We start from the raw sequence: 19,134 nt of genomic DNA, 5'->3' as shown, positions 1-19,134 counted from the left end.
CCTCCACCATGTTGGTCATGCATCGAGCCAATAACCGTCTAGTTTCCGCCCTCAGCCAAACTTGCGTCAAGTGGTTTTTCATCGTGGATTCTTTTTCGTACAACGACAACCAGACTGCGTCAGCTATTTCTATCTTAGTTTCTTAATTTGGAACTAAACCATCTAATTTAGATTTCTATCTACTTCGTCTTTCTATTCTTTATTTATTTCCACTGCCAACTATATTAAGTTGACGGCATACTTAACCAACATGTTGAAATATTACTATGATTCCAGATACGAAACAAGCAATACCAATAATTAGTAATTTAATATCTGAACCGAGGATACTTTCTCGTCCCTTCAAGATATTTTGTCCCTTTATATACGTTAACCAAGCGCCATAAATTGACACTGCGACTCCTCCAATGATATATATGTAATTCATACTGTTAATGTTTTTTTGTTTTAGGTTTAAAGAACTCCTGTACGTATTTATTATTTTGCGGATTACCTTTTGGCTTTTGTAAAACAGGCTTTGCCACAGACGTATTATCAGCCGCCAATTTATTTTTAACTTCATCTACAACCATGTCAGTTACTTTGCTATGAGCAAACATTGTTGCCCCTAGCACAAGTTTGCCCGTTTTGGTTATTGCCTTAGAGTCTTCTACAACCTTACCTAAAGCGCCGTACGCTTGATCTAAGACAATCGATGCTGCTGCACTTCCATAATTACCCTTAGACACATCATTGACAACCGAAACACCCGTGCTTGTTGAAAGCATTCCTTCACCTGCTCCGATCATAGGTACACCGAATTCAGGAAATCCTAAAAAACTAGACGCATATCCAACTCCTACTGTGATAGTACCACTTAATGATAGCGAACTTGAAAGATCGTCCGCACTTATGAATGGTATATTAGGATTATTATTGGGCTTTAGCCCGTTATTGTAACGACCGTTTGGTGCTTCTGGATGATCGATATTATTATTAAATATATGTTGTCCTGCTATTGTTGTATCCCTACCATCTGGGTCAATAAATCTAATAGGATTATCGACTGCATAATTATATGGTGTCCACCGAAGGTTTTTTTCCGCCAGAGGATCGACACTTGTCCAACGTGCGATTAGAGGATCATAAAACCTTGCGCCATAGTCATAAAGCCCCGTCTCTTCCTGCAGCTCCTTATGGTTATAAAGGTACTCATTTTTGGGAGATATGGTTTGTTGCATGGACTGGATCCCATATCCAAATGCGTAGTAATCATTCTCCTGTAACAGTTTTACTGTTTGCTGGGCGTTGTCAGCTGGATCAGGGGTTAAGGTTACCCTGGTGTTGCCCAAATGATCTTTCAGATCATACTCATACACATAAGCTAAACCGGTGTACCTTGCCCTGCCTTCTTCAGTTTGAATGAACGCGACCGTCGTAGTGCTGTTATCATACTGTATCCCGTTGTCGTACTCTGTGATGGTGGTATTACCGCCTGCGGTCAGTATTTTTCTCAGTTTGTTGCCTGATGCGTTATAAACATACGTCACCGTACTGCCGTCACCTTTGGTGATCGTTTGCGGCAGGTTGAGCAGGTTATAGGTAATGCTGCTGATACCTTTGTTCAAATCTTTCAGTTCATTGCCGTTTCCGTCATAGGTATACTCATTAGCTTGTTTTACCGGGTCCTGAAAGCCAGCCGTTCCCGCGTAAGACGATGCATCGTCAACCTGGGTCACCTTATAATTGCTATAGGTATATGCCAGTGTATCAATCTGCATTTTGCCGCTGATATTATCGTATCTGCCCAGGCCCCTAATGTTTCCCATATTGTCATAGGTCACATTCTCCCCATAGAGGTTGTCTTTGGGATTGCTGGTGCTCGTTGTCGATACTGCCGAGCGGAGACGATTCAGGTTATCATAGCCATAATCGTAGGTTTGCTTCACCGGTGTTATGGTTGTTCCGCCGATGACAATAGGGGCCGATTTCCATACCGCGGTGGCAATATTGCCGCCATATTGTTTGGCTGCCGTGGTGGCGCCGTCATAACTTAATTCTTCCCCAAACTTATCGCTGGAGTCATTGTTGGTCAATCCCCCGTCACTGTTCAGGTTCGCATTGTTGATGCTGCTCAGCCAACCCCTGGGGTTGTAACGGTAATCGATGATCTGTAAATAATTTGCCCCGCTGTTAATAGAATGCAGACGTTTAAATCTCAACTGGCCGACTTCATTATAATCTGTTCGGGACAATAAGACTGTCGCTTGCGTGGCATTGCTGCCGTCACGCATCTGGTTATTATTGGCCAATTTACGGCCCACATGATCGTAGCTGTAACTATTATTATCCGTCAGCGTCAAGGTACCGGCTGTGCCGGCTGCATTCTTCAGGTAGTGTCTGCGGCTTACAAATGTCGGAAGTTTCAGGAAGTTATACGTGGTAGAAACGTCATCATAATTGTATAAGCTCAGCGCTGATGATCCACCCACATAATGCTGACTGAAAGTCCTGATCACCTTTCCTTCATCATCGTAATACGGCACGCTCCACAAATAATCACCCGTAGTATTCAGTACCAGTGTTTTTGATGCGGTAAGCAGGCCCTGGGTCTGTTTGCTGTAACCAACTGTTGTATGCAGGTCATAATTGCCGGGAAAACCGGGGATACCCACATAACTATCATAGTAATTTACGTTTAAAGTTGTTGTCCATGCTTTAGGCCAGGTGTTTGCTGTATAACCAATGCCGGTGCTTACCGGCGTTTCCCACTGCTTGCTGGTGGTATCTGCTACCGTCTGCAAGGCTGCGTGATTGTCCGTCCCTGCGGTCGATCCCGTATGCTGATAAATGCCGGTCAGTACTGTTCTTCCCAGGGCATCATACTTGGTGATCGTCCATTCCTGCGGCGATTTCATGCGTTGCACCGAATCCTGAATCGCTACCGGCTGGTCCAGCTTATTATAAATAATGTATTCCCAACCTTTGCCCGGGATCTTCTTTTGTACTAACCTATTCAGGGCGTCATAGCGGTACTGGTAGCAACCGTTATCTATTGTCGACTGGCTCAGGGCTGTCGTAGCATCCGGATCCGCCCCCGGAGGTAACACAAAGGAGAGATTGCCCAGGTCATCGTAGACATAATAGGTGGACAGCATTTCTGCTGTTTTAACCGGGGAGGCTGTCGTTCCCGTTATTTTTAAATTATAAGTGCGTTTCAATACCACGTGGCCTTCTTTGTCCTTGTATTCTTCCATGGTATTGAAACAGCCGTCGCCCGGTTTCCAGTTCTCATTCCGGGTAATCGCTACAGATAACTGGTTGTTGCTATAGACTGCAGTGTTATTTGTCCGTCCAAGTTTGCGGCTTTGATTGGGATTGATTGCAGCCGTGTATAATGCCACTCGTCTGCTACCATTATTACCCGTTACGGCAGAAGTAAAGGTACTGTCGGTATTATTGGAGATCACCACCCGTACAGAGTGATTGTTGCTGCCCGTGCCTGTTGTGCTTGTCAATTGCCAGGCGGCGCCCGGTGCCCCCTGTTCGACAACCCGGTTCAGCGGTGATGGCTCAAACGCGGTTTGTGCGAATGGGAACGCCGTGTTCGGTATACCGTTAGCCTGCTGCGTTACCGTGGTTGCTGGATTTCCGGAGGGGTTATAGAATTGCGCAACACCGAAACCGGGATTCAGCGCGTCTGCCCTGTAGGCACCATACGCTGTAGAAGAAGCAGAATAAGGCAGATACTTTATAACTTCCCTTCCGAACTGATCATATGCAAAAGGCTGGACAATATCTTTTGCCGACGGCGAAGCTTGTCGCTGCACGGTTTGCAACGGCCTGCCTAAACCGTCCAGGTACTGGATAGTTGTTTGTACCGAGTCCTTGTTTGTTTTTAGCCCTTCAAGCCTGGTGTCCGTGTTGATACCCGATTTATTCGGCGTATAGGTCACAATATAATTCTGATCCTGGCTCGGACCAGGTATCACCGCCGCCGCGACTGTGATCGCCAGCGGTGCCGTAGCAGAATTGTAGTTATTGTTGGCGATGATCGTATAGGTCGCCTGTGCGGTAACTGCCGATGGTGTACCGCTGATCACACCTGTTGCGCTGTTCAGCGCCAAACCTGAAGGTAATGCGGGGCTTACCGTAAACGGCGTGGCCACGATCTTACGGATCAGGTCCGTCGTAAAGTCACCCACATATACCAGGCCGCCGGCATTGGCCGCAATCGCAAAGGGCAGGTTGAACGTCGATGCGGTACCGGCTCCGTTTGTGCTTCCTTGCCCGCCTGTACCGGATAGCGTTGTTACAATGCCCGCTGAGGTGACTTTCCTGATCCGGTTATTGGCTTCATCTGTTACATACAGGTTCCCCGCCTTATCGATTCCAAGGCCCGTAGGTGCATTGAAGCTTGCTGCAGTTCCCGTACCATCTGCGAAAGATGCCGTACCGCTGCCCGCTAATGTCGTCACCACGCCTGTCGGGGTCACTTTCCTGATCTTTGCCCCAACCCGGTCCGCTACATAGATATTTCCCGAGGCATCCGTCACCACACTGAAAGGCTGGTTGAATGTAGCCCCTGTGCCTGTGCCGTCTACCGAACTGGCAGTACCACTGCCCGCAAGCGTGCTGACCACACCTGCCGAGGTAATCTTTCTGATCTTGTTATTGAAAGCATCCGCTACGTACACGTTGCCGGAACCGTCTACCGCCACACCGCACGGGTAATAAAAGCTTGCAGAGCTTCCCGTACCGTCAGCGCTTCCCTGTGCGCCGCTCCCTGCAAAAGTTGTAACAACACCTGCCGGCGTGATTTTTCTGATCGCGTTATTATCCTCATCGGCAACGTAAATATTACCGGAAGCATCAGCCGCCAATCCTACCGGATGATAAAAGCTCGCCGCTGTTCCCGTTCCGTTCGTGAATCCCTGAGATCCGCTTCCCGCAAGGGTCGTTACGGCACCGGCCGGTGTGATTTTTCGGATCAAATGCGAACCTCCTTCGGCCACATAGATATTTCCTGATGCATCTACCGTAGCACCGAGCGGCTGGTTAAAGCTTGCGGATGTACCGGTACCGTCCGCCGAACCGGCGCTTCCCGTCCCCGCGAATGTTGAGGTCTGCCCCGCTGCGGATACCGCGCCGCCGACTGTGGGACTCAGCGCGGTAATTGCCGTTCCGGCCGAATAGGTCTGAGGGCCGGCATAATTGATCGTTAGCGGCGTAATGATGGTCACATCCAAAGCAAATATGATGGCCCCGGTATTTGCTGAATAACCCTCCGCAACCACATAGTAGGTCCCCGGCGCCAGGTTGGTAAAACTCAGCGATGACCGGTTGCTTGTACAGAGCGGACCACCGTCATCGTTGCTTGCTATCTCCGTACCGCTGCTGTTGAGCACGTGCAGGTAGGTATCAAAATTGCTTTCGCACAATGATACATTAACGGAGTTTGTGGAGCCTCCGATGGTAAAACTGTACCATACCTCCGGTGATGCCTGTCCGTAATTATTGATAAAACCATTGGCTGTCGAATTTGTCTTCGTATCCGAATAACTGCCCGATACACTGTAGCTTCCCGCATTGATCGCGGTGCCCATCGTGGTTCCCTGGGCGAGGATCCGGTTAGCTATGCCCGCAAACAACAGCAGCAGGCAAAATATCTTTCTCATTGTAATAAGGTTGAAGTGTATAGTGTGATTGTTATCAGTTCGTCTTCAGGGTTGTGTCCCGTTTCCAGGTACGCTTCCGCTCTGTCGTCGGTATGATCAGGTTACGCTGCGCCTCCGGCAGCAGCCCCTCCAACTGACGGTTCTTCTCATCCATCAGTGAATCGATCGCGGTGCGCTTCTGCCGGTCGGTCAGTGCCTCATTGCTTAAAACCAGCTTTAACGCCTGTTTGTAATTGTCCTGGATATCGCTGGCCCTCCGTGCTGTCGAAGTATCGGTCTTCAACAGGTTCCTGATATAACTTACCCGGTTTATTTTTACACTGTCAGCCTGCTGAGCAGAACTTTTTACTATGCTTACCGCCATCATGATGATGACTATGATCGTTCTTTTCATTCAGGTATATTTCTATTGTTCCTTGTAGTGGTATTCATCGTGTTTGACAATGTTTCCGTCTTTATCCTTAACATTTTTCAGACGCTGAAAATCATCATATTCATAATAAGTAGTCAGGTTTTTAGCATCTGTTGCACTGGTCATCCCGATCAGCGGTAAATAGGTATAGGTGCTCATTTGTGAATCGACCGGATAGATCCGGATATCATCATAGGCAGAACCGCCGGTAAGCGTATATGAACTGCCCGTATAAGGGATAGCATTTTGGAGTAGCCAGGAACCGTTGCTGAGATACCAATAGCTGATTACATAACTCCGGCTATTGGGACGCGTCCAGTTTACGGTATAACTGCCGTTATAAAATCTTGTGCCGGTATGGCCTGTCCCTGTGGTTACATTGGCCGCAGTGCTTTCTTCAAAGTTTTCAGCATAAAACTCATTGCTTGCGGCATTGGCGATCACTACGACCGGATATTGCTTGTTATATCCCCATTGATAGCTTTGGTAAGGCCCGTTCACTTTTTGCTGTTGGAGTATATCGCCATAAGCATCATAATTATTGAAACGCGTCCTGGTAACAATGGGATTGGTCAGGACCTGCTCGTCTACGGTTTGAGGCAACAGCAATTTACTGTTACCAAACCAGTCATAATAGTTGATATTGGCCAACGCAAGCTGATTACCGTTTTTGAGCTGCTGAAAGCGCACAACCGGCGAAATGATGTTCCTGTCCATCATCTTTTGATAAACGTTCCCGGCTGCTGCAAAGTCATGCGGATATTTGATAACGTTAGTCAGGTTGTCGCCGGTACTGGTAAACTGTTCTGTTTTTGTAGGGAAATTATGGGTACTGTCTTCGTAATACGAGTTGTGAACATCGAAGTATTTCCTGCCTGCATCATCCCATGTTGTGTCAGCCTGCGTTTTCAAAAGCAATGCCCCGGTACTCGTCGTGACTTGGTATAAATAAAAATGGGCACCGTAAATAGGGTTGAGCGGTCCGCTCCTGGTAATTGTGGTATCACCATAGATTTCGCACGAGCCTTCTTTGATGTACAGCGGTTTTACCTTCAGGCCAATTGTCTGATCGCTTCGGTGAAAGTCATAGAAGTTTTGCTGTACATGTACAGGCGTGTAGCTTCCGTTTTTAAGCTTATAGGTCGACCGTTTTTTCAGGAAACCATTAAGCCAGGAATTGGACGTAAGCAAAACACCGATTGTTCCAAAATCACCCAACTGCGATCCCTGCACGTCCTGTTCTACGGCATATTCATATACGATTTTCCCGTTCCGGGTATTTCCGGTACTATCGACATCAAATTCGGTTACCTTATCATAAGCGACGGGACTTCCACTGAACTGCGTTGCGGAATATATGCTATTGGCATGGTAAATATATGATTCATCGCCGAGCATCGTCGCACAGGTTTGCGGAAAGCTTGAAAAATGAGATTCGAAATACGTTTTCTCATAATTTGGCAGCAGATAGGATGATGGTGTTAGCAGGATACCTGCATTGTCTGAAACACCGTAGTTAAAAAACTTCCGGCTAATGAAACTGCCATCATTATCATAATTAGTGATGCTCTTTACCCGGAGCCCGCCGCCTTTGCCAACGTCATGAATTGTTGAAGTTCTACTCTGAACCCAGGTCACCGACATCCTTACTCGCACTGAAGCATTGGTCGTATAGGTAGAGCCAGTAACGACATAGGTATGGCCGGGTATAAGCGACACAGGTACGTTATCTTGAGAAATTGTTTGGTCACCATGAATGTTGGTAACGCGCAAGACTTCCTGCCCGGTAGTTTGATCGAAAATAATCGCCCGCGGATAATCCGTAACGCCTTGCTGAGCGCTGAATGTCGAAATATACACCGAGTATCGGTATTGTGAAGTAGTATCTCCGAGGGTAAATGTATCCTCCGTAGTTTGATGCACACCATCATGTAAATCAACACCGGCGATTATTGTTTGATCAATCCTATGCGGATCGGTGAAATATGTATGCGTCTCAAACTCAAACACTGATTTGCCTTTGGTCGGATACTGTATTGATTTAATCATACACGCCTGCATCTGGGTTGTATCTGGATACCGGTTCGCTTGCCCGATATTGTAATAGGCGTTTTGGTAATACACCGTTTGGGCAGGCATCAGAGAAGTATTAGTAGTCTTGTTATTGCTATACCCCCACGAGTCTTGCGCATAGGATTCATTGGGAGGAATCGGAATGTCGTTATACGCTACCCTGTATGATTGGCGCTGGCTACCGCTCACCGGAAGTACCGCGACCGAATCAAGCCGTAGGCGGTAATTCCTCCCGTCCGGCGTAGTATTGTACGGATTCGAAAAGAAATAGGACTGGTACAGCTTCATGCCTCTAATCAACTTATATGAGCCGTTTTGGAGTGTATATACCTTTACGCTGTCCAACCGCATTTCGGATGACCGGTCGCTACGGCCGGAAGCGTTGACAAAACGCACTTTTCCACCCCTCCACCTGATTTCTGAAGGATAAAGTTCTACGGGATGGCTAATTGTATGAATGGAACTGTTAAGCTGATTTACAAAAGTATTGCTGCCCGGCTCTTTCTTAACAGCAAGCGTATGGGTGAAGTTATGGGAAACCTCCGAATTACCACCAAGTACCGATTGATAACTAATGTAAACAGTGTCGGCCATCGTATGGTCGATGATCTTCGACAACCGCCAGGAACTTACGTAGTCCGTTGCAGCACCCGGCGATTCTGAAGGACTGTAGGTAGTTTCGCGCTGGTCGAAGATATAGGTTATCCCGTTTTCCGTGGTGATCTTGAAATCGGTGCCGTTGACTTTTTCGATCCGGTTGTTCGTAACGGGAATCTGAATAAACGTGCCGTTCTGCTTGTACATGAACTTCCCGCTGCTTCCGCCGACATCGTACGAAAACACATCTGGTTCCGTTTCCTTGATATTGTCCCGGATATCCTGGATCATCCCTGCAAATTTGTAGCTTTTCGCTGAACCGTAAAACGTGAAATTGTAGTAATTAAATACCGAATCGGTCGGTACGCGTAAGAAACCGCCGTAACTGTCCTCGTCTGGACGGCCGATCATGTTCCTGGAAACCATGCCAATCCCGTTGAGCGCCCAGCTTAACCCTACGCTCGACGCTATCTCATCCACCCGAACGCCCCCAGCATGATAATCGAGCGATAGGGGCAGCCGAATTTTACCTACCGTTATGTCGTAAATTGGGATATTGATTGAAGGAACACCTGTAGCGTAGCTAACAGGAACATTGCCGAATTTGCCGATACTTGCCACATCAGGGGCAGTAGTATTTACCGGGACTACGTTTTGAAAATCGTGGGCGGATGATTGCGCTGAACAAAGGGAATACAAAAACAGCGACGACAACGTTAGTATGATGCGTTTCATTATGAAGTGATAAGGTTATATTGAACACTTATATTTTTGCTTATACGTGTGAAACGCATAAGCGCACTAATATACAACGATAGTCAAAACACAAAAAATAAATATAATATTTTTCTTTTTCAAAGCCTCGAAGGATTCACTCCGAACCACTGGATATTGAACATTCCAGAATAAACCCTTTTCCATCTCCCGGTAACAACAGTCGAGACTTTAGTTATAGTTCCGTCATTGCGGGTTCCGAACTCACCGGATTCCAGTAAAACATCCCCTCCCCGTTATCATCGGCAGCACTGTATCCTCCGACAAAAACAGATTCAATTCCACAGGTACAAACAAAAGTTCTCAGTGCAGTATAATTGGTAATATTAGCCATGATGCGATATGATTTAGTAACAGCAAATATAACGTTGCACGGCTTAAAAAATATAAAAGCCCCTTAGAACTCGCTTCCCGGGGACTTTTTCTAAACCTTATCACAAATCAATATCAGATTGATTTATGGCAAATGTACAAACTATGATTTATTGTTAGCTGTGGTTAATTTAAAAAAGCCATCTCATTTGAGTTTGTGATCAACGGATAGCGAACCGAAAGAATGTTCATGTAAACGGTCTGTAACGAAATTATAGTGACGCAGCACTTTCGGTTTTAAATAAACCCGGATAAACTAACTTTGAAAAAAAAACAGCAAAGCCAATGTTTAACGCAGCTTTTTAAAGCTACTTAACGAGCTATACTTGGTTATTATAAGGCAATATGCAATTTTAAAACCGCGGGAAATTTTATATGACCATTTTAAATATTAATCATATTTACCTGAATAGCTCATTAGCTGACTTGCCGGCGAAGTCTGGAAAGACGTACCGGGTTTTGAAGGCTCATACCAGGCATCCAGCCTCGGAAGGGTAAAATCACTGGACAGGACTGTACCACACCCTCGAAAAGCGATGTCTGCAACACTCTCAAAAGATCAAGCAGCAGATTCATCCGAAAATGCACATCGCCGCTCTCTCAGGAGCTAGATTGTTCGTTCTGATTCGCCAAGGAAGCTATATTCTTGTGGTGTTAGGTTATGTGCATCGGATATTAAATATTTAAATAACCGCGGCGGCAACTTCGTCCCGCCGTGGTTCTCCCTCGGTGGTTCCCTGCCTCTCCCAATGCTTGGAAGGAATACTGGACTAGGCCATTCTTGCATTATTTCATAATGCTATTAGGCCTTTTATGAAGCACCAGTCGTATGCTTTTGTTGGAACTCGGTTAGATAAGTTCGTACTAATGGGGTAAGCCTAAATAGATCCGTATCGTCCTCGACATCCCAAAGAGCCCATCTATTAAGCAGTTCGTTGAACCTACCCGCATCTCTATCCAGAAGCTTTTCTATCCTATCCCATAGATATTTATCATGATCAGAGTGCTCTCCAAGATACTTATCATATGAATAAAGAATAAGTGCTATGAATGCGTATCTTATTTGAAACCAAATATCAAGCATCTCAGCCAAATAAAGAAACTCGATTATCCGATCACTATCAGCTACTTCCAGAGGCCACTCTTGCTCATCGCCGCTTGCTTTTAGATGCAGTAACTCATTTACTTGTGTAATTGTCTCTTTATTGAAAAACATATGCAATTTAATATTGAGGGTAAGTTGTATAAATATTCCCTTTGTCTGGGACAATTCGAATGGAGTTAGGTACACCGAACGAACCATCCGGGTTGACCATTCTCGCGGGAATCCTTTCAGACATTCAGTTGTTAGTCACAAGACACAACAACGGCTACCCGCAGAACACCAACGAAGGCGGTAAAAGCTAATAACAGATTATTCATTTACAAAAAATGCCAGATGTTGATTTCATCCGACATTATGCACTTTTATTTCTTTACATACTTACCACAAGGCACAGCCTTGCGGCAGCTGGGGGCTACCATGTTGGGCACACTGGGCACCGTACGCCAGCAAAGGGTAACTACCTTGACTAGAAAGCGTCGATATTTCATGTAATTGATATAAAGCCTCCATCTATTTCATAGTTTCTCTTCGTTGATAAATCCTCTCCATGAAAAGCATTAACTATTTCAACATAATCAGCTGTTATATGCGTTATAAATACCATGTCGAAATGCATAATAGACTCATATTGCTTTTTACTCTTCAAATCAACAATATTAAGAGTAAAATAATTGTCTTTCCGCCATTTCCCTATATTGTGATATCTGACAAATATTAACCTAGAATAATCGGGGTCATAAAGTACGTTATCAACGATACAACCTGTCGATATAAGTTTGTTGTCTATTTTTAAATCTCCTGTCCAAGGTCCGCCCATGCTGATAACTTGGTCAATATTATCTATAACTACGTTGTGGTGTGGTGTTTCTATAACTATCATTAGGGTATGGGTTTAATAAATGGAGTTGGTGTTGGGGTATAAATTTGTAGCCAGGTCCCGAAGCCCATGCCTTTTTGAGGGCCAACCAGTCCGATTTGAATTTGGCTCCCAGCTGGTATTACTTGGGGAGTCCATGGTCCAAGCTTTGGCTGGAACTCCGGTGTTATCTGCAACATATTTCTTCCAAAATTTTCTGTTTTGGTAAGTGCCTCAGGAGCTATTGTACTCCATTTAAAAGTGCCATATTTAAACGTATTCTCCGATGCATAAAGGCCAACACGTATGTCCATAGGGGTTGTAAATTTGAATGAACCAAACAGAAACCCTTCAGATGTTGTCAAAGATATACTTCTGCTTACATTTGCTGCAACCCCAAATCCCTTACTAATTAAAATGGTTTCCCCGGCCTTTTCCAATCCGTAACCAAAGCCATGTCCTAACTGGTCTTTATTCATAGTAGGAACCTTTGATGCTCCTTCAAATAGACCTATTACCTTCGTCGCAAAGTTCGAGCGGTTTTCAAACGAAGGAATCATACTTTCTATGCCCTTCCCAACATTTAGCCATCCTTGCCCAGTGCCCAAACTTTTGAGAAATTTAAGGGTGCTATTACCACCATCTTTGATTCCCTGCCATGAATTTGACAAAAAACCTTCACCCTTCAATATTGTATCTCTTCCGTCAGGGTCAGTTAGGTTAATAGGGTTATTGTAAACCATAGCGTATGGTGTCCATTCATTATGTTTTTCAATCAGTGGATCAACACTTGTCCATCTAGCAATTACAGGGTCATAAAACCGTGCGCCATAATCGTATTGTTTGTTGAGCACTTGCTGCTCTTCTTTACCATTGTAAAGGTATTTGTTTTCATTACCAATAACCGATACCGCGGCACGTAAGCCAAAAGCGTAGTAAGCATCCTGCTGAATAATCCTTGAGGATCCCTGGTATTCATCGATAGATCCCCATACGTTGCCCTGTTCATCAGCCAGGTCGTAAATATATTTATATTGCCCCCCGTTTGGTACGGCGCGGCCTTTAGGGGTTTGAACAAAGCTGATGCTTCCATTAACATAAACAATTCCGTCTATATATTCATAAACATCGTTCCCGCTTGGGTTATAAATCGTATTTCTTAGTTTTTGAGCGTCAGCGGTGTAAACATAATCTGATTTTAGTGTAGAACCGGCTTTTACAGTGCTCGGTAAATCCAGCAGGTTATACTCCAGAGACAGGCCGCTCCCGTCGGTGGTGGCATTTCCGTTTTGATCGTAATCGTAGGCCCTGCTGAAGTTTGTTCCGGTGATAGAAGCTATCTGGTTACTTAATCCGCTGTTTTTATAGGTATAGGTGAGTGTGCCGTAACCCACACCTGTTCTCGTGAGGGTGAGAATATTACCATTTTTATCATAAGTAAGTGTTTCGTTGCGCGCATTTTGATAGCTTATGGCACTGGTTAACCGGTTCAGCTTATCGTACACAAACGATTTACTGTCATACACTGAACCCAACGACACACTTTTAGAATTAAAATTGCCATTGTATTGAGGTCCATATTCAGTACCATAACCAATATTATGTTGTGACGAGTAAGAAAACTTTGGAAGGTTTCGCGCTGTATAATAACTGTTGATGGTTTCAATAAATGAACCGCCGTTATTTACCGAATGCAATTTGTCGAAATTTAAATGCCAGAGATCCGAATACTTCAACTGTGATAACAACGTTCGTGTGCCCCCGTTGATGGTTTCCCAGGTGTTGATCAATTTACCGGTATGTCCGTATTCAAACTCTACCAAAGAGGAGAATGCCTGTACATTGTTTACTTTATGCACGCGTAACGTGGTTAAAACGGCTCCGTTGAAATCATAGGTGTTTGTATAATCATCGTAATTCCCCGTATTCGGCGTACCGCCCCCTTTATAATGCTGCTTAAAGTTGCGGACTACGTTACCTTTTTTGTCATAATAAGTTACATGCCACAACATATTTGTTGTACCCAAAATAGCTGTTTTAGTCCCCGTTAGCAGTCCCCTGGTCATCCCGATATCGCCGCTGATCGGATATGGATTGCCTCCCGGAAACTGGTAGTTATCATAATAATTTATGGTTAAATTAGTAATACCTGAAGTGGGATACGTAGCGGAGGTATATCCGGTTCCCGTTGTCGCAGCATAGATCCTGTCTTCGAACTGTACGGCTACGCCATTGGCGGCCAGTTGAATGTTTGCTCTTGTATCGTTAAGGAAGCAGGTGCCCGTAAGTATCACCCTTCCCTGTCCGTCGTATTTGGTCACCGACCATTGCTTATCGGGGGTCATTGCCCGTTGCCTGCCGTCCTGGGTCAAAATAACCTGGTCCAAATCATTATATACAAAATATTCCCGGTCCTTACCCGGGAGTTTCTTTTCTATCAAACGATGGCGGCCATCGTACATGTACTGGTAGCAAAGGTTATCAAGCACAGATGGTGAAATAGCCGTGGTATTGTCGGGTTCTGCTTTGGGTGGTAAAACAAAAATCAGATCACCAAAGTCATCATATACGTAATAAGTCGAGTATTTTTCGATGTTGGTTCCATTGCTCATGTATTGCCTGCGCAAAATAAGACGGCCATCTTTGTCATGGTACTCCCTGGTTATTCCGGATTCTCCGTCTGCGGGAGTCCAGTTTTCATCCTTGATAGTCGTTTCTACAATTTGCAGGCTTCCGTAAACAGCATTATTATTAACACGATTTAAAGTGCGGGCACCGGTTGCCAGGTCGATATTGGCTGTATAAAGCGCCACATCTGACCCCGAGTTATAGCTGGTTTTTATGGTATGACCGCTGTTATAGTAGTCACCCGTCAACTGCCCCTCAGGCCCGTAAGCGAAACCTTGTTCAACTACCCGGGTATCTTCCGAATCTTCTATCCTGGCTTTAGCAAAAGGATATGGGTTTGATTGTATACCGAATACGGGCTGAGATACCTTTTGATGAAAATAATAGGTTTCGGCTACTGCGTTGTCACGAAAAACGCCATGATCATCTGTACTGAAAAGAGTAGTATAGGGTATAAATTTGACAGGTTGCTGGCCTGCATAATTATAGAGATAGGTCTGAACAATATCATTATACTTTGGTGTTGCTTTTAAGGCTACCGTCTGTTCCGGCCGCCCCATCGCGTCCAGATATTCGATCGTAGTACTCAATTCAGATGCGTCATAATTTGTCGAAAAGTTCGAAACACCTTCTTTGCGGGCATTGTAGGTTTGAATATAGTTGTGATTGGCACTCGGACTTTGCGCGGTCGTTGAAAATATCACGGCCTCGAAACTAACGCCAGGAGCGATTGAAAATCCATCTTTCAGGGTGATGCTGACGGGATCGACATACTTGCCCGAATAACTGGAACCAGCCAGTTCAATCTGCGCCATTAAATTCGAACAGAACAGGCAAAAAAAGGATAACAAGACTATTTTCTTCATATCGTGATGTATTTAGGTCCAGGGTTTGAATTAATTTCAAAAGCATTTGGTTATTTATCGCCAACACACAGCATACGGACGTACACCATTTGGCAATTGATCTTTATTTTTTAATAAATTGATCCGATCAATTCGCAGCAATTCAATTCTTAAGGTTATAGATTGTTCTCGTCAGGATGTTACCGTCCAAATCCTTCACCTGCCATAAGCGTTGCATCGGATCATACTCGTAGTAAACAGTTCTGCCATTTACGTCAGTAGTGCTGACCATTCCTAAGATCGGGTCATAATTGAACGTTTTTACACTGCTGCTTATCGGGTGCAGACGTAGTTCATCGATGTAACCGGAACCCGAAATACTAAGTGCCGAAGATCCGGTCACTTCGCGTTCATAGTATGTCCATCCGCCGGGGTACGTTCGTTTAACAGATGCCGTACCAATTGTTCCACCGGTAATAACAGGCGTCCCGTTCTTTGACCAGTAGCTTAAGATATAGGTGATTGCAGTATTGAGAGAAGCTTTGCTTATAGCCCCGCCGGAGAGGCTGTATGCATACCTCCCAGTAGGCGAAGCAACGATCCCAACATTAGCCGAATTATACTGCCAGTTACCCTTTTCCTCATCTTCAAAGCCGGAAAAGGCGATATCATTGAAGCTGTTATACGTCGGATCATTAAATCTTGGAACGGTAAACTGCGCCAATGGATTGATTCGTTTGCTATCCCATAACGTGGTGATCCTGGCACTGGCAGGTATGGCAGTTTGTTCAAAATTATTGAGCCTGGTTGTTCTTTGCTTAAGCTCGTAACGACTGTCGTTCAGGCCGGTATAAGCAGAAAAAACAATCGGTTTATTTCCTGTATTCAAAGCATAACTTTCATTATTATATAAAAGGTTTGCCGGGTCAAGGCTATACCGGGTTGCTGAACCGCCCAGAATATATTCGTTAGTACCAATATCCATTATCGACAAGGTTTCGATAGGGGTGCCACCCATTCCTTTACTGATCAACAACGAAGCATCAGCAGGCGCCGGGGATGGGAAATCATTTGGATAGCGCATTCTTACCTTCCTGTTCTTACCCATGGAATTGGTTTTTGTAACCATCATTGGCTGCATATGGCTAATGTTGCCATACCAGTAATCTTCCCGGGAGATTTGCATTACCTGCGCGTTACTATTATATTCTTGTTTTTCATGCCAGGATAATTTATAACAATTGGACATCCCGTCCATATTAAGCAACTGGCCATTATATTTATCGGGATAAAAAGTACTCTGTGATTCGGTCTCTAATGCCATATAGAAATAAGCATCAACGGCGACCGGCTTCGCAGGGTCCGGGCTGCAAGAAACATTAATCCATTGTTGTGTAATGCTGTCGTAAACCTGGTCGCAATGCTGGAACTTATCCGCTGAATTATAATATGCGTATTTGATACCGTTAACGCCTCCGAAATAAGCGTTCGTCGCACTGCCCAAACTCGGGGAAGAGTATCGGTCCCAAGTGAAATTTTCAATCGAAGCCTTATCAAAAAAAATACTTCCGTTAACCGTGCTTTTCCGGGTTATATACTTGATGATCTGCTTGGGTTTATCCAGCTTCACGTCATATTTAACACCAGGATTAATGTATCCGGTAGGAATCGCCATAGCCTCGGCATCTCCCTGAATATAATCCTGGATAATGTCACGGGATGGCGGCTCAAAAAAATACTGGGTCTTATATTGGTTTGTTGTCAACTCCGCGCCGATTGTATCTTTGATCACATACTCGGCTACAGATCCGTAGGTGGCATAGCTTCCCCCTGAGTACGTCATATCATTTACCGGATGCGATAACAGTGACAAATCCTGCACCTGCATAGGTGTCGCTGTACCCAGGGCGTCATTATATTCATAGAGCACATTTGTTGTCAGGGCGGTTAAAGGGTAATTGACCATGCCAATCCCGGACTCCAGGTCCGTGGACGTTTCGGATGTTCCCATTCCGTATTTATATATCTTCTTTAAAAGCGTTTTTCCTGACAGGTTATCCTTATGGAGGATTGACTTTATTCTGAACCCTCCGCCCGTACGTGTCTCTGAAGTATTGGCGGTTAACGAGGTCCATCTGGTATGTCGAAATGTATGAGGCTCATACTCATACTCGATTCGCTCACCGGTGGGGGTAATAACACTTGAAAGTGTGCCTTTGACCGCTTCATTAAAGACAAATTCCCGGTCAGCAAAAGGCATATCGTTTGTACCCATACCGAACAGCAACTGAGCTTCCCTGCTTTTTTTGGGTATCCCGGTAGCGGTTTGACCACTAGAACCGAGAATGGGGTAATGCTTTTTGGTTTGCAGGCAAAGCATATTTGCCGGATTCTCTATTAAATGTTTATTGGTGATTTTCCCGTTGTAAAAGCCCCATCGGTCGACGGCATATTCATCCTTAGTCGTATTGGTCGGAATACCGTATTGATCATACCCTATGGGTAAGTAATCACTCATATAGCCGAATTTCCAGCCATAAGCGTAGACCAAATTGGCGTCGTACACTTCGATCTGAGCTAAATAATGTCCGGCAATGTATTGGCCGCCCGGTTTTTTGCTGCCATACGTAAAAATAAAAGTTTTTAACACGGAGAAGTTACCCCCGCCGTTGTCCTTCATTACTTCCATTTTTTGCAAGGCATAACCGTTATTATTGTACGGCTGTGGCGCTTCATAAGTGAAGCTCACTTTTCCTCCCGGAAAATTGATTTGAGCCAGCCTTTTTTCCGTCACGCTTTCCATTGTTTGCGTGAGCATTGGCTCCCGTGTATGAAATGAATTGGTTTTCGTGAACGGATAATTGTTCGTATAAACATCCCTTGACACGGGCACCGTCATCAACGTCGATATTTTTCCTGCGGGCTGAGGGGGGTTAGCGAAATAATCGAATGTAACCTTCTGTTTATGATTAGCTGATGATATGGCAATAACGGGTTGCTCGTAATCGTAATCGGGATAGGGCTGCACCCAACTATCGTCATAAGCATAATCAGGACCTTGTTTAGAATGGAAACTCCTCTTGCTGATCGAACGCCTTGCGGCGGAACCAAAGTTGTAATACAGGCCGTCACCAAACGTCAAACCATCATCAGTGAACTTCATTAACGGGTTGTAAGGATAAGTAAGCTGAACTCCTGTCGGACGCATCATGCTTCCGCTGCCGGAAGGGGTGGATATGGCATAAGCATCCCAGGCTCCATCCGTCTTACCTTCTATCGCATTATACAGGAAAGCGCGGTGGGTGCTGTTGTTAACAGGGTCCAGAGCTCCCCCTATCCCGGCGCTTGGCATCGGGTTTCCGCCTGTCAAATAATTCATACCTTCGGAACCGTTATCCGGCCGTCCATTAATCTGAGCAACCATCCCCCCCCCCGCATTGAGTTCCCAACCCATTCCTACTACACTGGGTCGCTGGCCCGGCTTAATTCCTAATGCACTGTAATTTATTGAGATAGGTACCCGGATATCATTTACCCGGATCTCATAAAGCGTGATCCCGACTTTTAAGGTTCCGGAATTGTATTCGACATTATCATATCCTGCTGCATTAAACAATTTGCCGGTCTGCGGTGCGTCACCTATTGCACTGGCTCCGCGCTTTGGTAACGAAGCCTGGGCGTAACATTGGTTGACCGACACTAAGAGTAAGAAAAACAGGATAATTGTCAGGAAGATTTTAATTTTCATATAGGTGATAAGTTGGTACAAGGTGGATTTAATAGGTGATTAAAACTAACCAGGCTTAATTACAGAA

At 45.0% G+C, this 19,134-nt stretch carries 7 protein-coding genes and 1 pseudogene; 1 reads left to right on the top strand and 7 read right to left on the bottom strand.

Translation table 11 applies throughout. The features are described from left to right. Window positions 1–431: 431 nt before the first annotated feature. The 3 genes from FHW88_RS02450 to FHW88_RS02440 are packed head-to-tail and all read right to left on the bottom strand — an operon-like array spanning window position 432 to window position 9,474. The gene (locus tag FHW88_RS02450; protein ID WP_176622881.1) at window positions 432–5,657 is read right to left on the bottom strand and encodes a DUF6443 domain-containing protein; all 5,226 of its coding nucleotides are present in this window, start codon (window positions 5,655–5,657) and stop codon (window positions 432–434) included. A 34-nt stretch (window positions 5,658–5,691) separates the two neighbouring features. Beyond that, a complete protein-coding gene (locus FHW88_RS02445; RefSeq protein ID WP_176622879.1) occupies window positions 5,692–6,051 on the bottom strand; it encodes a hypothetical protein in 360 nt (119 codons plus the stop codon). Between the two features lie 12 nt (window positions 6,052–6,063). Next, entirely contained in the window at window positions 6,064–9,474 is a 3,411-nt protein-coding gene (locus tag FHW88_RS02440; protein ID WP_176622877.1) for a hypothetical protein, read from the bottom strand. Window positions 9,475–10,331: 857 nt separating this feature from the next. On the opposite strand from FHW88_RS02440, the pseudogene FHW88_RS30370 reads away from it, so the two are divergent. After that, a pseudogene (locus FHW88_RS30370) lies at window positions 10,332–10,496 on the top strand (NUMOD4 domain-containing protein); the annotation flags it as partial. A gap of 200 nt (window positions 10,497–10,696) precedes the next feature. Here FHW88_RS30370 and FHW88_RS02430 read toward each other — a convergent pair. The 4 genes from FHW88_RS02430 to FHW88_RS02415 all read right to left on the bottom strand — a co-directional run bounded on the left by FHW88_RS02430 (window position 10,697) and on the right by FHW88_RS02415 (window position 19,067). Beyond that, entirely contained in the window at window positions 10,697–11,101 is a 405-nt protein-coding gene (locus FHW88_RS02430; RefSeq protein WP_176622875.1) for a hypothetical protein, read from the bottom strand. A 373-nt stretch (window positions 11,102–11,474) separates the two neighbouring features. Next, a complete protein-coding gene (locus FHW88_RS02425) occupies window positions 11,475–11,870 on the bottom strand; it encodes a hypothetical protein (RefSeq protein ID WP_176622873.1) in 396 nt (131 codons plus the stop codon). Continuing rightward, the gene (locus tag FHW88_RS02420) at window positions 11,870–15,340 is read right to left on the bottom strand and encodes an RHS repeat domain-containing protein (RefSeq protein ID WP_176622872.1); all 3,471 of its coding nucleotides are present in this window, start codon (window positions 15,338–15,340) and stop codon (window positions 11,870–11,872) included. The genes FHW88_RS02425 and FHW88_RS02420 overlap by 1 nt, the downstream gene beginning before the upstream one ends. A 142-nt stretch (window positions 15,341–15,482) precedes the next feature. Continuing rightward, window positions 15,483–19,067 (bottom strand): hypothetical protein, encoded by a 3,585-nt coding sequence (locus FHW88_RS02415; protein WP_176622870.1) that lies wholly within the window; start codon window positions 19,065–19,067, stop codon window positions 15,483–15,485. Window positions 19,068–19,134: the final 67 nt, after the last annotated feature.

The sequence above is a fragment of the Mucilaginibacter sp. SG538B genome (genome assembly GCF_013376065.1).
GTDB classification, from domain to species: Bacteria; Bacteroidota; Bacteroidia; order Sphingobacteriales; family Sphingobacteriaceae; genus Mucilaginibacter; species Mucilaginibacter rubeus.
The sequence above is the reverse complement of the archived record's forward strand: the minus strand, read 5'-3'. Positions and strand labels throughout refer to the sequence as shown.